This window comes from Amycolatopsis thailandensis, from assembly GCF_042723255.1.
Classification (GTDB): domain Bacteria; phylum Actinomycetota; class Actinomycetes; order Mycobacteriales; family Pseudonocardiaceae; genus Amycolatopsis; species Amycolatopsis thailandensis.
On record NZ_JBHXJK010000008.1, the window covers coordinates 96,806 to 111,038 of the forward strand.

At 68.6% G+C, this 14,233-nt stretch carries 18 protein-coding genes; 12 read left to right on the forward strand and 6 right to left on the reverse strand.

Features of this window, described 5'->3' with window-relative positions:
* Positions 1-93 precede the first annotated feature (93 nt).
* From ACFWMR_RS05410 to ACFWMR_RS05435, 6 genes are all read left to right on the forward strand, one after another.
* Positions 94-438, forward strand: coding sequence for a DUF485 domain-containing protein (locus tag ACFWMR_RS05410; protein WP_208635850.1), 345 nt, complete (start codon positions 94-96; stop codon positions 436-438).
* Entirely contained in the window at positions 435-2,066 is a 1,632-nt protein-coding gene (locus ACFWMR_RS05415) for a solute symporter family protein (RefSeq protein WP_093931949.1), read from the forward strand. The genes ACFWMR_RS05410 and ACFWMR_RS05415 overlap by 4 nt, the downstream gene beginning before the upstream one ends.
* Before the next feature lie 221 nt (positions 2,067-2,287).
* The gene (locus tag ACFWMR_RS05420; RefSeq protein WP_005149488.1) at positions 2,288-2,638 is read left to right on the forward strand and encodes a rhodanese-like domain-containing protein; all 351 of its coding nucleotides are present in this window, start codon (positions 2,288-2,290) and stop codon (positions 2,636-2,638) included.
* Positions 2,639-2,673: 35 nt separating this feature from the next.
* Positions 2,674-3,612 (forward strand): DUF4328 domain-containing protein, encoded by a 939-nt coding sequence (locus ACFWMR_RS05425; RefSeq protein WP_378274236.1) that lies wholly within the window; start codon positions 2,674-2,676, stop codon positions 3,610-3,612.
* A 75-nt stretch (positions 3,613-3,687) separates the two neighbouring features.
* Positions 3,688-3,945, forward strand: a complete 258-nt coding sequence (locus tag ACFWMR_RS05430; protein WP_378377222.1) for a hypothetical protein — start codon at positions 3,688-3,690, stop codon at positions 3,943-3,945.
* Between the two features lie 27 nt (positions 3,946-3,972).
* Positions 3,973-4,410 carry a type II toxin-antitoxin system VapC family toxin gene (locus ACFWMR_RS05435; protein ID WP_093931946.1) on the forward strand — a complete coding sequence of 146 codons (438 nt, stop codon included), beginning with the start codon at positions 3,973-3,975 and terminating at the stop codon, positions 4,408-4,410.
* A gap of 28 nt (positions 4,411-4,438) precedes the next feature.
* On the opposite strand, the gene ACFWMR_RS05440 is transcribed toward ACFWMR_RS05435, so the two are convergent.
* Entirely contained in the window at positions 4,439-5,608 is a 1,170-nt protein-coding gene (locus ACFWMR_RS05440) for a cytochrome P450 (RefSeq protein ID WP_378377224.1), read from the reverse strand.
* Between the two features lie 53 nt (positions 5,609-5,661).
* Positions 5,662-5,877 carry a hypothetical protein gene (locus tag ACFWMR_RS05445; RefSeq protein ID WP_093931944.1) on the reverse strand — a complete coding sequence of 72 codons (216 nt, stop codon included), beginning with the start codon at positions 5,875-5,877 and terminating at the stop codon, positions 5,662-5,664.
* Between the two features lie 299 nt (positions 5,878-6,176).
* Here ACFWMR_RS05445 and ACFWMR_RS05450 point away from each other — a divergent pair, with 299 nt between their 5' ends.
* The 4 genes from ACFWMR_RS05450 to ACFWMR_RS05465 all read left to right on the forward strand — a co-directional run bounded on the left by ACFWMR_RS05450 (position 6,177) and on the right by ACFWMR_RS05465 (position 9,043).
* Positions 6,177-7,061: a DUF5926 family protein gene (locus tag ACFWMR_RS05450; protein ID WP_093931943.1), complete on the forward strand. Its 885-nt coding sequence runs from the start codon at positions 6,177-6,179 to the stop codon at positions 7,059-7,061.
* An 84-nt stretch (positions 7,062-7,145) separates the two neighbouring features.
* Positions 7,146-7,490, forward strand: a complete 345-nt coding sequence (locus ACFWMR_RS05455) for a DUF952 domain-containing protein (RefSeq protein ID WP_093931942.1) — start codon at positions 7,146-7,148, stop codon at positions 7,488-7,490.
* A gap of 204 nt (positions 7,491-7,694) precedes the next feature.
* Positions 7,695-8,207 (forward strand): SigE family RNA polymerase sigma factor, encoded by a 513-nt coding sequence (locus ACFWMR_RS05460; protein ID WP_378377246.1) that lies wholly within the window; start codon positions 7,695-7,697, stop codon positions 8,205-8,207.
* On the forward strand, positions 8,204-9,043 hold the full coding sequence (locus tag ACFWMR_RS05465) for a hypothetical protein (protein WP_378377226.1): 840 nt from the start codon (positions 8,204-8,206) through the stop codon (positions 9,041-9,043). Before ACFWMR_RS05460 ends, ACFWMR_RS05465 begins: the two co-directional genes overlap by 4 nt.
* 84 nt (positions 9,044-9,127) lie before the next feature.
* Here the strand turns inward: ACFWMR_RS05465 and ACFWMR_RS05470 are convergent, their stop codons facing one another.
* From ACFWMR_RS05470 to ACFWMR_RS05480, 3 genes are all read right to left on the reverse strand, one after another.
* Complete coding sequence (locus tag ACFWMR_RS05470; protein ID WP_378238070.1) at positions 9,128-9,679, reverse strand: ferritin; 552 nt, start codon at positions 9,677-9,679, stop codon at positions 9,128-9,130.
* A 157-nt stretch (positions 9,680-9,836) separates the two neighbouring features.
* Positions 9,837-11,048 carry an arginine deiminase gene (locus ACFWMR_RS05475; protein WP_378276201.1) on the reverse strand — a complete coding sequence of 404 codons (1,212 nt, stop codon included), beginning with the start codon at positions 11,046-11,048 and terminating at the stop codon, positions 9,837-9,839.
* Between the two features lie 13 nt (positions 11,049-11,061).
* A complete protein-coding gene (locus ACFWMR_RS05480) occupies positions 11,062-11,859 on the reverse strand; it encodes a CPBP family intramembrane glutamic endopeptidase (protein WP_378276203.1) in 798 nt (265 codons plus the stop codon).
* Between the two features lie 23 nt (positions 11,860-11,882).
* Between ACFWMR_RS05480 and ACFWMR_RS05485 the strand changes: the two genes are divergently transcribed.
* Entirely contained in the window at positions 11,883-12,344 is a 462-nt protein-coding gene (locus ACFWMR_RS05485; protein ID WP_093931936.1) for a PPOX class F420-dependent oxidoreductase, read from the forward strand.
* Here ACFWMR_RS05485 and ACFWMR_RS05490 read toward each other — a convergent pair.
* Positions 12,341-13,129, reverse strand: a complete 789-nt coding sequence (locus tag ACFWMR_RS05490; protein WP_378377228.1) for a DUF2470 domain-containing protein — start codon at positions 13,127-13,129, stop codon at positions 12,341-12,343. The two genes, ACFWMR_RS05485 and ACFWMR_RS05490, sit on opposite strands and share 4 nt — an antisense overlap.
* A gap of 95 nt (positions 13,130-13,224) precedes the next feature.
* Here ACFWMR_RS05490 and ACFWMR_RS05495 point away from each other — a divergent pair, with 95 nt between their 5' ends.
* Positions 13,225-14,232 carry a hypothetical protein gene (locus ACFWMR_RS05495; protein WP_378377230.1) on the forward strand — a complete coding sequence of 336 codons (1,008 nt, stop codon included), beginning with the start codon at positions 13,225-13,227 and terminating at the stop codon, positions 14,230-14,232.
* Position 14,233 lies beyond the last annotated feature (1 nt).

Here is a 14,233-nt window from a genome sequence, read left to right on the forward strand (position 1 = left end):
CTCAAATGGATTGCCCCTCTCACGCCCCATGAGGGGCATGATCTTCCGTGACATCGAAATCACCGAATGGTTGAGGTAGATGGGAGGTCCGCAGTGAGTGATACCGATCAAGGCCTCGGGTCCGATCCGGAATCCGACTGGGAAAAGGTGCAGGCGAGCCCGGAATTCACCGAGTTGCGACGGCGGCTCCGGGTATTCGTTTTCCCGGTCTCGGCACTGTTCCTCCTCTGGTATCTGCTCTATGTGATCCTCGCCGACTACGCGACCGGGTTCATGAGCACCAAGCTCTTCGGCAACATCACCGTCGGCCTGGTCTTCGGGTTGCTCCAGTTCGTGTCCACTTTCGTGATCACCGGTCTCTATGTCCGATACGCGAACCGAAAGCTTGATCCGCTCGCGGACAAGATCCGGCACGAGGTCGAGGGGACCGAGCGGTGAAAACGCTGGCAGCGGGCGTCCAGGGCAGTAATCCGGCGCTCAACATCACCATTTTCGCGGTGTTCGTGGCGATCACGTTGGTGATCGTTTTCCGGGCGAGCCGTAATACGAAGACCGCGTCCGACTACTACGCCGCCGGGCGCGCGTTCACCGGGCCGCAGAACGGGATCGCGATCTCGGGCGACTACCTTTCCGCGGCGTCGTTCCTGGGTATCGCCGGGGCGATCGCGATCAACGGGTACGACGGTTTCCTCTATTCGATCGGGTTCCTCGTCGCGTGGCTGGTGGCGTTGCTGCTGGTCGCGGAACTGCTGCGCAACACCGGCAAGTTCACCATGGGCGACGTCCTGGCGTTCCGGATGAAGCAGCGCCCGGTCCGCGCGGCGGCCGCGATCTCCACGCTCGCCGTCTCGTTCTTCTACCTGCTCGCGCAGATGGCGGGGGCGGGCGGCCTGGTGAATCTGCTGCTCGGCATCGAGGGGAACCTCGGCCAGGACCTGGTGATCGCCGTCGTCGGCGTGATCATGATCCTGTACGTGCTGATCGGCGGGATGAAGGGCACCACCTGGGTCCAGATCATCAAGGCCGTCCTGCTCATCGCGGGCGCGTTCGCGATGACGCTGTGGGTGCTCGGGAAGTACGGCTTCAACCTCTCCAACCTGTTCCAGGCCGCCGTCGACAAGGGCGGCAAGGCCGGGGAAGCGCTGCTCGGACCGGGCAAGCAGTACGGGAAGACCGGTACGACGAAGCTCGACTTCCTGTCGCTCGGCATCGCGCTGGTGCTCGGGACCGCGGGCCTGCCGCACGTGCTCATGCGCTTCTACACCGTGCCGACCGCGAAGGACGCGCGCCGTTCGGTGGTCTGGGCGATCGCGCTGATCGGCATCTTCTACCTGTTCACGCTGGTGCTCGGCTACGGCGCGGGCGCGCTCGTCGGCCCGGAAGTGATCGCGAAGGCACCGGGGACGACCAACTCGGCGGCGCCGTTGCTCGCGCTCGAACTGGGCGGCCCGGTGCTGCTCGGGTTCATCGCGGCGGTGGCGTTCGCGACGATCCTCGCGGTGGTCGCGGGCCTGACGATCACGGCGTCGGCCTCGTTCGCGCACGACGTCTACGCCAACGTGATCAAGAAGGGCAAGACCGACCCCGACAGCGAAGTCCGCGTCGCGCGGATCACCGCGCTGGTGATCGGGGCGGTCGCGATCGTCGGCGGCATCCTCGCGAAGAACCAGAACGTCGCGTTCCTGGTGGCGCTGGCGTTCGCGGTGGCGGCGTCGGCGAACCTGCCCACGATCCTGTACTCGCTGTTCTGGAAGCGGTTCAACACCCAGGGCGCGCTGTGGAGCATTTACGGCGGGCTCGCGGTCTGCGTGCTGTTGATCGTGTTCTCGCCGGCGGTTTCGGGTAAGCCCGTCGACGCGAAGACCGGGAAGAGCGCCTCGATGATCCAGGGCGTCGACTTCCACTGGTTCCCGCTCGACAACCCCGGCATCGTCTCGATCCCGGTCGCCTTCTTCCTCGGCTGGCTCGGAACCGTGCTGTCCAAGGACCACAACCAGAAGAAGTACGCGGAGATGGAGGTCCGCTCGCTCACCGGCGCCGGTGCCGAAAAGGCGACTCAGCACTGAGTGTTCATCGGTGAACCCGCGACCGCGATCGACGTCGGCAGGACGCGGCCTGGTCTGCGTGGCGACGGAGTGACCAGGGCGTCCTGCCACCGCGATAGTGGGGCCTTCGGCCGGAGCGGGTTCACGCCTCTGGCACTTGCCCTGGAGTAGGACCAGCTCCGCCGTCCGCGCTGAGGTGTTCTTCACGCGCGCGCAACGGGCCGGGATGCGAGGATGGAAGCGTGGTGAGCCCTGCTGACATCCCGACCGTCGCCGTCCGTGATCTGCCCAAGGACGGTGTCGCGCTGCTCGACGTCCGAGAGGACGACGAGTGGGCCGCCGGGCACGCCCCGGGCGCCAAGCACATCCCGATGGGTGAACTGCCCGCGCGCGTCGGCGAACTCGACGACCTGCCCGACGACCAGCCCGTCTACGTGATCTGCCGCAGCGGCGGCCGGTCCGCCCGCGCCGCCGCGTGGCTCAACGCGAGCGGCTGGGACGCGGTGAACGTCGCCGGTGGGATGGGCTCCTGGAAGCAGGAGGGGCGCCCGATGGTCGGCGACCATCCCGGCGTCGACCCCGAAGTGCTGTAACCGTGCAGCCAGGCCACTACCCGCCGAGAACACCGGTGCCGCCGGTGCGTCCGGCGCCGATGCAGCAGCCGCGGCCCCAGCCGGCGCGTCATCGTGTCCGCTGGGTCGCTTCGCCGCCTCCCGGTGCCTGGCCGCAGCGTCGCAAACCCGTGGCCGAGCGCTACTCCGGTCCGCCGTCCTATCCGGTCCCGCCGCGCTGGGGGTTCCCGAACCTGGCCTGGCGCCGCCCGACAGCGGTCCCCGGGACGGCGTCCGGCGAAGTCACCGCCGGGGAGCGCCTGCGGGTCATCACGCGCAGTCTTCTGCCGGTGCTGTGGACCTTCGCCGCCCTCGCCGTCATCGCGTCGGCCGCGGAGATCTGGCGCTACGTCTTGCTCGTGCAGAGCCGTGACTCCGCGCTGTCGACGTCCGTCGTCTCGGTGTCCGACAGCTTCGTGATCACCGCGGGCCTGCTCACGACGATCCTCTCGCTGCTGCCCTCCGGGCTCACCGTGTGGTGGCTGCTCGTGGCCAGGCACGCCGCCGCGGACGCCTCCGGCGAGGTGCCGCCGAGGCGGCTGTGGCACGTGCTGGCGTTCGTGCTGGTGCCGGTGGTGAACCTGGTGATGGTGCTGCCGATCCTCGCCGAACTCGAACACGCCGTCCTGCGCCGGACCCGGGAAACGCGGCCGAAGCCGTCGCGGCTCGTGCTGATCTGGTGGGGTGTCTGGGCGGCCAACTGGCTGCTGCTGGTGCTCGTCATCGTCTGGCGATTCCGCGACGGCGTCCAGGCGCTGGCCGATGGCGTCGTTCTGGTCGCGCTGACCGACCTGGCCGCGGCCGGACTGGCGGTGACGACGGCGCTGCTCGTGAAGCGCATGTCCGGCCTTCTCGCGCCTGTGGCGGAGAAGCGCCTTCGCCTGCTTCGCGTGCTGAAGGTGGAGGGCGCTCCGGACCCGGAACGGCGCGATCGCCCCACCTCTTCAGTGCGCTGACGCAACTTTTCCACCAACTGTTGAATGCGGATCCACGCACTCTGCCGAAGGCTGATCGGTCTGTAAGATGGGGGCATGAGCAGCGAGCAGCAGAAGTACGACCTGCCCGCCGGGGTGACCGGCCGGGTGAGGTCTACTTCCAGCGGCCTGCGTAAGCCTCGCGCCATGAAGGCGGGCAAGTTCGGTCTGGGCATGAAAACCGTTCTCGTCGGTCAGGACGCGAATGAGCCGACGAAGCCGTACTCGCCACCGTCGTTCTTGGGGATGTTCGATCTTCCCGCTGACGCGTCCGAGAACGTGAAGGCCGTCGTGCGCGGCCAAGACGTCGCCTGAGCGCACGACGGGGACAAGCGAAAGTCGATGGCCCGTCCGATCGTGGTAGACGCCGGCCCCCTCATCGCCATGGTCAGCCGGAAAGACGACCACCATCAGGCGGTGGTCGCATGGCTGGAAACCGCGGCCACGCGTGATCTGCTGGTGCCGTCGCTCGTGCTGACCGAGGTATGTCATTACATCGAGAAGTACCTCGGTGGTGAAGCCGAAGCGGCGTTCATCGAGGGACTCATGCGCTCGCCTCAGTTCGCGATCTATCACCCCATGGACGACGACTTCCGGCGGATGGCCGTGCTGATGCGGCAGTACTCGGATTGGCCGCTCGGCCTGGCGGACGCGGCCGTCGTGGCCACCGCGGAAAGGCTGAAAACAGTCGAGGTGGCGACGGTGGACCGTCGGCACTTCGAGCACATCAAGCCCGTGCACGTCTCCCACTTCACGCTCTATCCCGAAACGACCCGCTGACCTGCGGAAAGAGAGCAAGGGACCTTTGCTATCGCGTGGTGACCGGTAGCGAGCGCAGGCCCCGGATCACGAACTCCGGCCGCCGTTCCGGCGTCTCCGCGAGCTCCAGCCCGGGCAGCTTCGTGGCCAGCGACGTCAGCGCGGCCCCGATCTCCACCCGCGCGAGCGGGGCGCCGACGCAGTAGTGGATGCCCATGCCGAAGCCGAGGTGCGCGTTCGGCGTGCGGCCGATGTCGAGGGTGTCGGGCCGGTCGAACACCTTGGGGTCCCGCGCGGCGGCGCCGAGGAGCGCGCCGATCTTCTCGCCCTCGGCCACCCGGAATCCGGCGATCTCGACGTCGGTGGTCGCGGTCCGCTCGAAGAGCTGGAGCGGCGCGTCGAAGCGGATCAGCTCCTCGACGCACGGGTCCAGCAGATCCGGGGAGGCCACCAGCCGCTCCCACTGGTCCCGGTGGGTCAGCAGCGCGTTGACGCCGTTCCCGATGACGTTCACCGTCGCCTCGTGCCCGGCCATCAGCAGCAGGACCGCGGTCGCGACCAGCTCGTCCTCGGTGAGCTCACTGCGCAGGAGATCGCTGACGATGTCCTCGCCGGGGGAGTCCGCGCGCTGCTTCGCGACGTCACGCAGATAGTCGACGAACTCCGCGGCCGCGGCTTCGGCGGCGTCGCGCTTGTCCTCGGCGAGTCCGTACTCGTACATCTTCACGATGTGGTTCGACCAGGTGACCATGCTCGGCCCGTTCTCGACCGGGACGCCCAGGAGTTCCGCGATGACCGCGACCGGAAGCGGCTGCGCGAGGTGCGCCAGGAGATCGGCCGAGCCGGTCTCGGCGATCTCGGCGGCGAGCCCGTCCACCATGCCGTCCGCGAGTTCGGCGACCATCGGCCGCAGCCGCTGGACGTGCCCGCGTCCGAACGCGCCCGCGATCACCCGCCGCAGCCGGGTGTGGGCGGGCGGCTCGTTCTCCAGCAGCGAGTTGCGGTGCAGCAGGTTGAACGACGCGAACCGCTCCACCGGCAGCGCGTCCTGCCAGATCCGGCCGAGCCCGCGATGCCTCAGGACCGCGGCCGACGCGGAGTGCGACACCGCCACGGCGATACCGAGGCCGTCGTGCAGGTGGACTTCGCCGCGCTCGCGGAGTTCGGCGAAGGACGGATATGGATTCGCGAGGAAGGCCGGGTCGGCGAGGTCGAACACGTCCCGACTGTAGCCGCGCCGCGCCGGGAAACCGTCCCGGCGCGGCGCGGTGGTCACAGATGCAGCCAGAGGCCCAGGTGCAGGCCGATGCCGTGGTGATGGTGCCCGTGGTGGTGATGGCCGACGCACAGCAGCAGGCAGTGGCGCGCCTGGTCCGCCGACTCGGACTGTGGCGCGGCCGAGGCCGTGCCCACGGCGGGCCCGGCCAGCATCAGCCCGAGTGCCACGGGCAACGCGGCCAAGGCGGCCCGGCGCTTCGAGGTGCTCATCTGTGATCCCTTCTCCGCACTACGACGCCGGATGGCGCCGAGATCGAGTATTCGGTGCGGTGAGGGGAAAACGGCAGGCTGATCACCCGCGATTAGATCGTCCGGATGATGACAACCGTTTTCAGTCATGTTTGCGTGATACCCGAATGGCCGCTGAAACCGGCCGATCCGGTCGATCCGGTGGTCAGTGGGGTGTCGTCCGCGACGATTCCGTCACCGGCCCCGGTGAACCCCGGGGGTCTTACGAGGCCCGCGCCCTTCCCGCGATAGCGTTCCGAACCGAGCTTGAGGAGGCTGACGTGGGCAAGGGTTCGCGCAAGAAGGGTCCCAAGACGACCTCGGACCGCAAGCCGAAGGTGCGCGACGTCTTCGTCGGCCAGCCCTTCGAGGGACTCGCGGCGGAGACCGAACTGATCGCGCTGCGCGAGTTCGTCCCTTCGGCGACGGCGTCGCTCACGCTGGCGGGCTCCGGCGAGAAGGTCACCCTCGGCACGGTGCTGCCGATGGCGGCGGCCGCGTTCGTCCGGTCCGACGGCGAGCGCTACATCGGCATGCAGGTGCAGACCCGGTCCTCGGACATCAGCCGCGACCTCGGCCGCGCGCTGCAGTGGGTGCTGGAGGCCAAGGAGGGCGACGTCCTGTCCGTGCCGGACACCACGACGCCGCCCACCGCCGACGAGAAGGCCCGCTTGCAGGACCTGCTCGAAACGAGCGTCGAACTCGACGCCACGCTCTACAACGACTTCGCCTGGTGGCTGCCCGAGGACGCCGACGCGAGCGGCGACGTCGCGCTGTCCCTCGAGCGCGCGAACGCGGCGATCATGCCGACCGAGCGCCTCGGCGCGGGTGCCTACTGGGTGCTCGCCGGTGAGAAGGCGCACCTGCGCTGGGTTCGCCCCGAGCCGGAGAACCTGCTGCTGCAAGCGCTTGCGCGGCTGTCCGCGGCCGGTGAGCTGGGCCTCGGCGAGGGCTCCCGCTACGCCGGTTCGTTCCGCGCGCACGGTCTCCTCGTCCCGGTGTGGGACCTCGACCCCGAGGCCCACGCCCGCGAGTGGGCCGACGCGAAGGAGCAGCTCGGCGTCCGGCTCGAAGCCGCGCTGAAGTCCCTCGACTCCGAGCCGCTCAACGCCGCCGAGCGCCGCTCGCGCGACGGTCTGATCGGCCGTCAGCTCACCATCCGCTGACACCCCTCGCGTTTCGTCCTCTGAAGGCGGTGGTTGCCCGCGCAACCACCGCCTTCAGAGGACGAAGTGCGCGAGGATGGTCCCGTGATCCTCCATATCTGCCCCAAGGGTGACTGGTCCGAAGAGGGCGTCTACACCGCCGCGTCCCTCGAATCCGACGGCTTCATCCACTGCTCGGACCCGGGAACCGCGCACATCCCGGCCAACGCCGTGTTCGCCGGCCGCACCGACCTGCTGCTGCTGGAGATCGACCCGGCGCTCGTCGGCGCGCCCGTCGTCTGGGAGGACGGCGACCCGCCGCATCCGGCCGGGATCCAGTTCCCCCACGTGTACGGTCCGATACCCCGTAACGCCGTGGTGGCCGTACACGAATTCCCTGTTCAGGGGGACGGTTCGTTCAGGATTCCCGACTCCGTGTCGAGACGTTGAGCAGGAAACTCCTCATCCGGCCGGGCGTCTCCCGAAAGTGTTCGCGGCAAGAGACAACCTGTGGGGGCGGTCATGCGTTTCGGGAGAGGTGAGCCAGGCGAGCCTGGCCGAGTGACCCCGGGAGGAGGCGATACGGTGACCGCTGCCGCGACGGTCATCCCGGGGACGGAAGTCTGGGGAGCCGGCGAGAGCCGAGGGAGAGACGTGCCGGGCGAGCTCACCGACTTCGGCGACTTCGTGCAGGCCAGCCTTCCCGGCCTGATCCGGTACGGGCACGCCCTCACCGGGAATCCGCACGACGCCGCCGACCTGGTCCAGACCGTGCTGGAGAAGATCGGCTCCCGCTGGTCCTACGTGCAGCACAAGACCGGCGACCCGATGGCCTACATCCGCCGTTCGATGGCCAACGCGCACATCAGCCGCTGGCGCCGGACCAAACGGGAGAGCCTCGTCGCCGACCTGCCGGACACCCAGCCGTACAGCCCGGCCGACCCGTTCGAGCACGAGCCGTTGTGGCAGGCGTTACGCGCGCTGCCGCCGAGGCAACGCGCGGTGATGGTCCTGCGTTACTACGAGGGGCTGTCGGAAGCGGAGATCGCGGATTCGCTCGGCGTCAGCCAGGGCACCGTCAAAAGCCAGGCGAGCAAGGCGATCGCGTCGCTGCGCACGAAGCTCGCGTTGTTCGATCACAAGGACGAAGGGAGGGAAGCGGGATGAACATGTCCGAAGAGGACGTGCAGCAGAAGCTGCGCGACCTGTTCTCCGACGAACGGCTCGGCTCGGGATCCACGCTGAATCCCGAGACGATCGTCGCGGGCGCCCGGCGCCGCCGTCGTCGCCGTCAGCTGATGCAGACCACGAGCGGGATGGCCGCCGCGATCGTCATGGTGGGCGGCGGGCTCACGGTCTTCACGATCCACGACAAGGACAACGGCGCGGCCTTCCCCGGCGACCAGCTCACCATGGGCGCGGCCTCGTCGAGCCTGGCGCGGCCCGGGCCGGGCACCTCCGAGCCGCCGGCGTCCTCGCCCGCGCCGCCGCCGACCCATACGGCCGCGCCCCCGCAGTCGACGGCCTCCGACGGGCCGGTCAAGCCGCCGAAGAGCACCGCCGCCACGAAGCCGCCCGCTCAGGGCAAGGTGACCACCGGCGCGCTGCTGACGTCCGCCGGTTTCGGCAAGCTCCGGCTCGGGATGAGCGAGTCCGAGGCGGAGGCCACCGCCGGCCCGCTGCGGGCGAAAGAGGTCCGGGGCGCCTGCACGTACGGCTACGCGGAAGGTGCCGCCGTTCCGGGGCCGTCGTCGGTGTCGCTGACCGAGGCCGAGGGGATCACCGTCATCAACCCGGCGGGCACGGTGCACACGCCGGAGGGGATCGGTGTCGGCTCGACCGAGGCGGACATCCTCGCCGCCTATCCCGGCAGCACCAAGGACGGCGGCGCGTATGTCGCGCCGGTCAGCGCGGTGAGCGCGTACCGGATCTTCGTGGCCAAGGACGGGTCGGCCGTCAGCATCCTGCTGACCAGCATCAACCAGGACTGCCAGTTCAGCTGAGGTCGTCCGCGCGAAAGGAAAACCCGGGCTGCTCCAAGGGGGAGAGCCCGGGTTTTCCTTGTGGTGGGAGCGTTGGTCAGTGCGTCAGAGCGCGCCGCCCGCGACGGGGGGCATGCTCGAATCGGTGCCGCCGTCGCCGACGGACTCGCGGTGCAGGTGGTTCTCCACCTCGAACAGGTTGCCGTCGGCGCGCTTGACGATGTTGAGCAGCGTGGACATCTGGGAGATCTCCTCGACCTGCTCCTTGAGGAACCACTGCGTGAACTGCTCGCCGATGTAGTCCTCTTCGGCGCGGGCGGCCTTGGCCAGCTGCTGGATGTCGGTCGCGACGTCCTTCTCCTGCTGCAGCGCGAGCTCGATGAGCTCACGGACGTCGGAGAAGTCGTTGCGCACGTCGCCGGTGCCGGGGATCTCCACGTGGTGGTCGGTGTCCAGCATGTACTGGACCAGCGCCATTCCGTGGTTCCGCTCTTCGACGGACTGCTTGTAGAAGTGCTTCGCGAGCTGCGGCAGGTCCTCGGCGTCGAACCAGACCGCCAGCGCGATGTACTGCTGGGAGGCGTTGAACTCGTTGTGGATCTGCGCCTGCAGCAGTTCGTAGAACTTCGAGCGCGGTTGCTTCTTGGTGAGGGCCATGTGTTCGAAGATACGTCATGTCCCTATTTGATTTCCAGTTTTTCCTGGTGATCTACCCCCTATTAGGTTACCATTACCGACAATAGGTCCGCCTCAATTAAGTAAGCCTTCCCTAATCAATTCGAATCAATTAGGGAAGGCTTACTTTATTTATGGCTCAGATGCTTTCGCGCCGGATCGGGCACGACATGCAGCGCGGCCCGCCGCGGCCGGAGCCCAGCTCGGAGCCGGTGATGGCCAGTACCTCGATACCGGCTTCCGCCAGGCGGGCGTTGGTTTCCACATTACGTTCGTACCCGACGACGACGCCGGGCGCGAGCGCGAGGGTGTTGTTCCCGTCGTCCCATTGCTCGCGTTCCGCGGTGACCGGATCGAGTCCGGTGTCGATGACGCGGAGCCGGTCGATTCCCATCGCTTCGGCGGCCGCGGTGAGGAATGGGGCGGGCCCTTCCACCTTCACCGAACCGTCGTCGGTGGGGCGCATGGTGAACGCGGTCAGTGAATCGGCCGAAAGCGGATACATGACGACGGCGTCGGCCGCGACCATCGTGCAGACGGTGTCCAGATGCATGGTCGCGCGGGTCTGCTGGATCGGGACGGCGAGCACGGTGTGCGCGATCCCGTCGGCGAACACCGACCGGGCGAGGGATTCCGCGCCCGCCGCGGTGGTGCGCTCGCCGACGCCGATGGCCAGGACGCCCGGCGAGAGCAGCATGACGTCGCCGCCTTCGATCGGCGCCGAATGCGCGCCGTACGCGCGGGCCGCGTGGCGGAACCACGGGTGGTAGGCGTAGATCAGGTCCAGCACCGCGGTCTCGCGGACGCGCGCGGGCATGGTGAGCGAGGAGACCGCGACCCGGTTGCCGATCCAGGCCGACGAGTCACGGGTGAACAGCAGGTTCGGCAGCGGATCGACGGCGAAGTCGTTCGGGTGGTTCATCAGCCGGACCAGCGAGGCGCCTTCGGCGGCGGGCAGCTCCTCAAAGGTCATGCCCGCCATCAGGACCTCGGCCAGCACCGCGGGCGAGACGCTCGACAGGTGGGACCGGAGCGAATCGGCCAGGTCGGGCCCGAGCCGCCGCTCGTCGACCGCCGCGTGCACGCCGGCCGCGTGGGCGCGGGTGTCGCCGAGCGCCGTGCGGAGCGCGTCGGCCAGCAGCAGCACCTCGACACCGCGGCCGCGCAGCACCTCGGCGAACGCGTCGTGCTCCTCCTGCGCGCGGTCCACCCAGGGGATGGAATCGAACAGGAGCTGGTCGTTGTTGCGAGGCGTGAGCCTTTTGAGCTCGTTGCCGGGCCGGTGCAGGAGCACCGCACGCAGGGGGCCGACTTCGCTGTCAACTCGGGGTGGAGTCGTCTCGTCAATCACGAGTTCACACTAGCTAGGGAAGCCAGGAAACTCGCCCCTTGAGCAGCGCGTATCCGACGAAGGAAACGAAATCCAGCGCGGTGTGCGCGACGATCAGCGGCCACAGCCGGTTCGTCTTCTGCCACAGCCTGCCGAACACCAGGCCCATCACGACGTTGCCGACGAAACCGCCGAATCCCTGATACAGGTGATACGACCCGCGCAGCACCGACGACGCGACCAGCGAGGTGTTCTCGCGCAGCCCCAGTTGCCGCAGCCTGGTCAGCAGATACGCGACGACGAGCACCTCTTCGGCGAACGCGTTCCCGAAGGCCGACAACGTCAGCGTGATCGGACGCCACCACGTTTCGCCCAATGTGGACGGTTGCACCGACAGGCTGAACCCGAGGCTGTAGGAGAGGAAGTACAGGCCGAGCCCCGGAATCCCGATCACCGCGGCGAGCAGGAGCCCGTGGACGACGTCGCGGCCGGGACGCTGTCTGTCGAGCCCGATCTGGCCGAGCTTCATCCCGCCGCGCCACAACAGGTACAGCCCGAGCGCGCCCCAGCCGACCAGCTGGCCCGCGCTCAGGAGCTGTTTGAGCAGGTCGACCAGGCTCAACGTCGCCTGGGGCACGTTGAGCTGAGCTTGTTGCTGCGCCAGCGGGACAGGCTGCAGCAGTGAGTCCACAAGGGACAGCAGGCTGCGCAGCCCGGACAGGCCGAGGGTGATGCCGAAGACGACGACGAGTTCGATGACGATCGCGCGACGGCGCGCCGGGTCTTCCACGAATTCCGGCAGCGCCGGGCGTTCGGGACGCAGCCAGCTCATCGGCCGCACGTTACCGTCGGGTCATGCCCAGGAGTATCGCGACCAACGAAACCGTCGACCGGGCCGCGCTCGTCGACTTCCTGTCCACCCGGCACCGCGCCATCCTGATGACCACCAAGGCCGACGGCGGCCCGCAGCTCTCGCCGGTGACCTGCGGAGTCGACGGCGAGGGCCGCTTGGTCATCTCCACGTATCCGAAGCGCGCGAAGGTGGTGAACATCCGGCGCGAGCCGAAGGTGTCCGCCTGCGTCCTGTCCGACGAGTGGAACGACCAGTGGGTCCAGCTGAACGGCACCGCCGAGGTCCTCGACCTGCCCGATTCGGTCGAGCCGCTGGTCGACTACTTCCGCGCGATCTCGGGTGAGCATCCCGACTGGGACGAGTACCGCGAAGCGATGGTGAAGCAGGGCAAGAGCATCATCCGCGTCACCATCGAATCGTGGGGCCCGATCGCCAAGGGCGGCTTCCCGGCGGAACTGGCCTAGCCGAACGAGTACGGGCAGCCGACCAGGCGGCGGATCTCGCCGCTCAGCTGCTGCGGGCCCTCGACCGGCCGTGAGAACGCGAGCCGGACGTCGTGGTCGCCTGAGTCGGCCTCGACCCGCAGCCGCAGGCCGTAGCGATCCAGCCCGAGCGGCCGGATCCAGCCGCCGCGCAGCTCGGCGGGCACGTGCTTGGCGAGTTGCTGGACGACGTCGGCGTGGTCGCTCTCCAGATGGCGCAGCCACGCGGCCTCGTAGTCGTGGAACGGGTCCGGCGGCGCGGCGCTGAACATGTGCGGCCGGAGCGAGTGCGTGCCCTCGGCGTCGGCGAGGACCAGCGACGCCGGGGTCAGCCTCAGCAGCGTCAGGCCGTGCCCGACGTCGAGCAGTCGCTCGTCCGGCCGGGTTTCGGCGATGGAGACCGCGCGGGCGCGCGCCGAGACCTCGGAGAGCGGGCGGAGCCAGCCGGTGATCCACAGCAGCCCGCGGATGGGTTCGCGCAGGTCGACCGGCGCCTGATCGGTCAGTTCGACCATCACCGCGAGCTCGCCGCGTTGCGCCTCGTGCGCGCGTTTCACCAGGTGGTGCTCGTCGGGCAGCAGCACGCTGACGCTGCCGCTCGTGTGCACGTGGTGCAGTTCGGGGATGACGCGGCCGTACTGTCCTGGCTGGTCGCGCTGTTCGGCGGTCGGCATGAGCGTCGCCGGTCCGTTGCGGGTGGCGATCGTCTTCGCGCGTTCCGCGGGGTTCGGCGCCGGCGGGCGGCGAATGGACGTCGGTGTGGTCACGGCTCACCTCCTAAGTTAGGTGAGCCTAACCTGATTTACGCGTCGAGTGGAAGTAGCCTGGATCACTTCTCGAGAAGCGCGTATACGTTGACCAGGTGGAAGAGCACAGAATCCGGGGTGTCGAACCACCCGAAGGGGTTCCGGCCATCAACATGCCGGTCCTGGCGCCCTTGCTCGACCGGCTCATCGTGACGTACGGGACGATGCTCTTCACCGCCGGGATGATCGTCGTGCTGGGCGTCTACCTGGCGTTTTCGGGGCGGTACGGGGTCGCCGTGCCCGCGTTCCTGATCTCCTTCATGACACCGGTCGCGGTCTACTTCGGGTACGTCCTGCTCGTCGGATGCTCGCCGATGCGGAAGCTCACCCGCAAGCCGTTCCGCCTGGTGAGCGGGCTGGACGACGCCGTCATCGCCGGGGCGTGGGTGAGCGTCCCGCTCGACGGCCGCTGGTTCGTCGTCCGGCTCCCCGCCCCGCTCCGCGCACAACTCGCGGCTCAGCGGCGGCTGTGGGTGCTGGGTCCGTTCTTCCTGCTTCCCGGTGTGATCGTCCCGCGGAACGGCAAGTTCCGGGACGCCCCCGTGAAGGGCTCGGTGCCGCTGACGACCCAGCCGGTCTCACCGGGACGGATGCTCACCCTGCAACGACGGCTCCTGGCGTCGTACTACCTGCTCACCGCCGGTATCGCGCTGGTGGCGGCCGCCTTCTCGATCTGGGTCGCGATCGATTTCCCGGACCGCCGCAGCGTCCTGGTGCCGGACGCGCAGGTACTGGCCGCCCTCTGCCTCGTCGCGACGATCGGCCTCGTCATCACGGCCGTCGTGATGACGAGGCCGTCCCCGGAGCCGACGTGGACCGAACTCGCCGTCATCTCCGGACCGGCGTCGGTCAACCTCGTCGGCATGGTCACCATGAAGGGACGGACGGTGCTGCCCGACGGCCGCGAGGTCACCGTCCGGGCCGGTGGTTCGGATCCGTCGCTGGCCGCGAACATCGCCGCGACCGGACGGCTGTGGGTGCTCGGGCCGCCGATGGCAGGGAGGACAGCGAAGGCCGGAGTGCCGGGCCACGCGGTTTTCGGGCCGGTCAAGTTCGGGAAGTGAG